Origin of the sequence: Streptomyces sp. NPDC004658 (assembly GCF_040609555.1) — a bacterium.
Taxonomy (GTDB): domain Bacteria; phylum Actinomycetota; class Actinomycetes; order Streptomycetales; family Streptomycetaceae; genus Streptomyces.
In genome coordinates this window covers 1-2,956 of record NZ_JBEXKG010000343.1, presented here as the reverse complement: position 1 = coordinate 2,956, position 2,956 = coordinate 1, and the positions used below count along the sequence as shown (strand labels likewise).

The 2,956-nt window shown below is 72.0% G+C and carries 1 protein-coding gene and 2 pseudogenes; 2 read left to right on the top strand and 1 reads right to left on the bottom strand.

Features of this window, described 5'->3' with window-relative positions; translation table 11 throughout:
* Positions 1–414, top strand: a pseudogene (locus tag ABZV94_RS41060) (TIGR04222 domain-containing membrane protein); the annotation flags it as partial.
* Between the two features lie 81 nt (positions 415–495).
* Here ABZV94_RS41060 and gcl read toward each other — a convergent pair.
* On the bottom strand, positions 496–2,283 hold the full coding sequence (gcl, locus tag ABZV94_RS41055) for a glyoxylate carboligase (protein ID WP_356350146.1): 1,788 nt from the start codon (positions 2,281–2,283) through the stop codon (positions 496–498).
* 224 nt (positions 2,284–2,507) lie between these two features.
* Here gcl and ABZV94_RS41050 point away from each other — a divergent pair.
* Positions 2,508–2,956, top strand: a pseudogene (locus ABZV94_RS41050) (hypothetical protein); the annotation flags it as partial.

Sequence of the window (2,956 nt, the reverse complement as noted above, 5' to 3'; positions counted from 1 at the left end):
GCCCTCGCCCGGATGCGGGCCGAGCTGGCGGCGCAGGGGCTGCTGCGGGTGCTGCCGCCCCGCCGGACCCGTGCCGCCCGCCGCCTGGTGGCGGAGCTCCGCGAGCGACGTCCGCTGCCCGAGGGCCCCGACGGGCTGCCCGAGGACGAGGCGCTGCTCGCCGTCGCGCTGTACGGCGAGCGGGCCCTGACCGTCCTCGCACCGCGTTTCGCCCGCGAGGCCGGGCTCACCGGCCGGGGCGCGCTCGCGGACGAGGGCCGCTTCCCGTTCGGCCGGGGCACGAGCCTGCGCCACATCGTGGGGGACGAGGGCAGGTACGACGGCTGGGACGGCGGGCACGACCACGGGGGGCACCACTACGGGGGCGGGCACGACCACGGGGGCGGGTTCGGCGGAGGCGGCGGGTTCGACTGAGGTCCGGGCGCGTGCGGACGACGAAGGGGCGGCCCGTCCGGATGACGGGCCGCCCCTTCGGTGCGCGGTGCGTGCGGCGGGTCAGACCTTCAGCGGCTTGACGGACGTCGGGGCGTGACCGGGCTCGGTGGCCAGCTCCTCGAACTCGCTGATGTCGCTGATGTCCATCGTGCGGCTCATGGAGATGTTGGTGATCCGCTCCAGGATCGCCTCGACGACGACCGGCACCCGGTACTCGGCGGCCAGCTTCTTCGCCTGCTCGAAGGCGGCACCCAGCTGGTCCGGCTCGGTGACCCGGATCGCCTTGCAGCCCAGGCCCTCGGCGACCTTGACGTGGTCGACGCCGTAGACACCGATCTCCGGCGTGTTGATGTTCTCGAACTCCAGGTTGACCTGGAAGTTGATGTCCAGGCCGATCTGCGCCTGGCGGATCAGGCCCAGGTAGGCGTTGTTCACCAGCACGTGGACGTACGGAATCCTGTGCTGGGCGGCGACCGCCAGTTCCTCGATCATGAACTGGAAGTCGTAGTCGCCGGAGAGCGCGACGACCGGGGCGTCCGGGTCGGCCTTGGCGACGCCGATCGCGGCGGGGACGGTCCAGCCGAGCGGGCCGGCCTGGCCGCAGTTGATCCAGTGGCGCGGCTTGTAGACGTGCAGCATCTGGGCGCCGGCGATCTGGGAGAGGCCGATCGTGGTGACGTACCGGGTGTCCGGGCCGAAGGCCTTGTTCATCTCCTCGTACACGCGCTGCGGCTTCATCGGCACGTTGTCGAAGTGCGTACGGCGCAGCAGCGTGGCCTTGCGCTCCTGGGCGGAGGCGACCCAGTCGGAGCGGTCGGGGAGCCTGCCCGCGGCCCTCAGCTCCTTCGCCACCTCGACGAACAGCTCCAGCGCGGCCCTGGCGTCGGAGACGACCCCGTAGTCCGGCGGGAAGATCTTGCCGATCTGGGTGGGCTCGATGTCGACGTGGACGAACTTCCGCCCGCCGCGGTACACGTCGAGCTTGTAGCCGGTGTGGCGGTTGGCCCAGCGGTTGCCGATGCCGAGGACGAAGTCCGACTCCAGGAAGGTGGCGTTGCCGTACCGGTGCGAGGTCTGCACGCCGACCATGCCCGCGTTCAGCTCGTGGTCGTCGGGCAGCGCGCCCCAGCCCATCAGGGTCGGGATGACCGGGGTCTGCGTCAGCTCGGCGAACTCCACCAGCAGGTCGCAGGCGTCGGCGCCGATGACGCCGCCGCCGGCGACGATGACGGGGCGCTGCGACTTTAGAAGAAAGGAGATCGCCTTCTCGATCTGGGCGCGGGTCGCGGCCGGCTTGTAGACGGGCAGCGGCTCGTACGTCTCCGGGTCGAACTCGATCTCGGTGAGCTGGACGTCGATCGGCAGGTCGATCAGGACCGGGCCGGGGCGACCGGAGCGCATCAGGTGGAACGCCTGCTGGAAGACGCCGGGGACCTGGGCGGCCTCCAGGACGGTCACGGCCATCTTCGTGACCGGCCCCGCGATCGAGGCGATGTCGACGGCCTGGAAGTCCTCCTTGTGGATCACGTGGGTGGGCGCCTGGCCCGTGATGCACAGGATCGGGATGGAGTCGCCGATGGCCGAGTACAGGCCGGTGATCATGTCGGTGCCGGCGGGGCCGGACGTGCCGATGCAGACACCGATGTTGCCCGGCGCGGTCCGGGTGTAGCCCTCGGCCATGTGCGAGGCGCCCTCGACGTGGCGGGCGAGGGTGTGGTTGATGCCGCCGCCCTCCTTGAGGGCCTTGTAGAACGGGTTGATCGCCGCGCCCGGCACACCGAAGGCGTCGGTGACGCCCTCGCGCTTGAGGATCTCAACTGCCGCGCGGGCAGCGGTCATACGGGCCATCGAGTACTCCTGCTTCGGCTGTCGGATGCGTACTCCCGTCGCGCCCCGCGGTGAGCACCACCATCTTCCGCATTGCGGAAATTGATTTCTACTATCTGGAAGCAATGTAAGGGGGTGGGGGAAGGTCGTCAAGAGTGGTCCGGACACCGGCAAGCGCCGGACAGGAGCGGCCGGCGAGGGGCACCATGGGAGCGCCGTCCCGACGCGACGCCTTGGAGTGGGCCATGCCCGAGAGCGTTCCGGTGCGCTGCCCGGCCTGCCGGCGCGCGCACGTCTACACCGCGCCGGCGTATCCGTGCGTGTGCGGGGCGCCGACCGCGCCAGGGCTGGACCCGGCGGCCGAACCGGCCGTGGCGGCGCACCGCGCCTGGGACGACGAGTGGGTCACCGTGCCGTGCGCCGCCTGCGGGCGCCTGGGCCACTGGCCCCACCCGGAACTGGGCTGCCCGTGCGGCACGGTCCTGCGCATCCCGGTGAAGCGGTCCCGGGCGGCGGGGCCGCAGGCGGGGGCACCACCGGGACGGCCCGGCGCACCGGGGTCCTCCGGTACGCGGGGAGCACCTGCGACGCCGGAACCGGTGGCTGCCCAGGCTCCGGCGGAACCGCGGGGACCGGCCGACGCGCCGGCACACGCCGGCACACGGCCACCGGCGAACGGCACGTCCGGACCGTC

What these genes read in the sequence shown, in the direction of transcription:
- gcl (WP_356350146.1), bottom strand. Translation starts at nt 2,283, where the DNA reads ATGGCCCGTATGACCGCTGCCCGCGCGGCAGTTGAGATCCTCAAGCGC.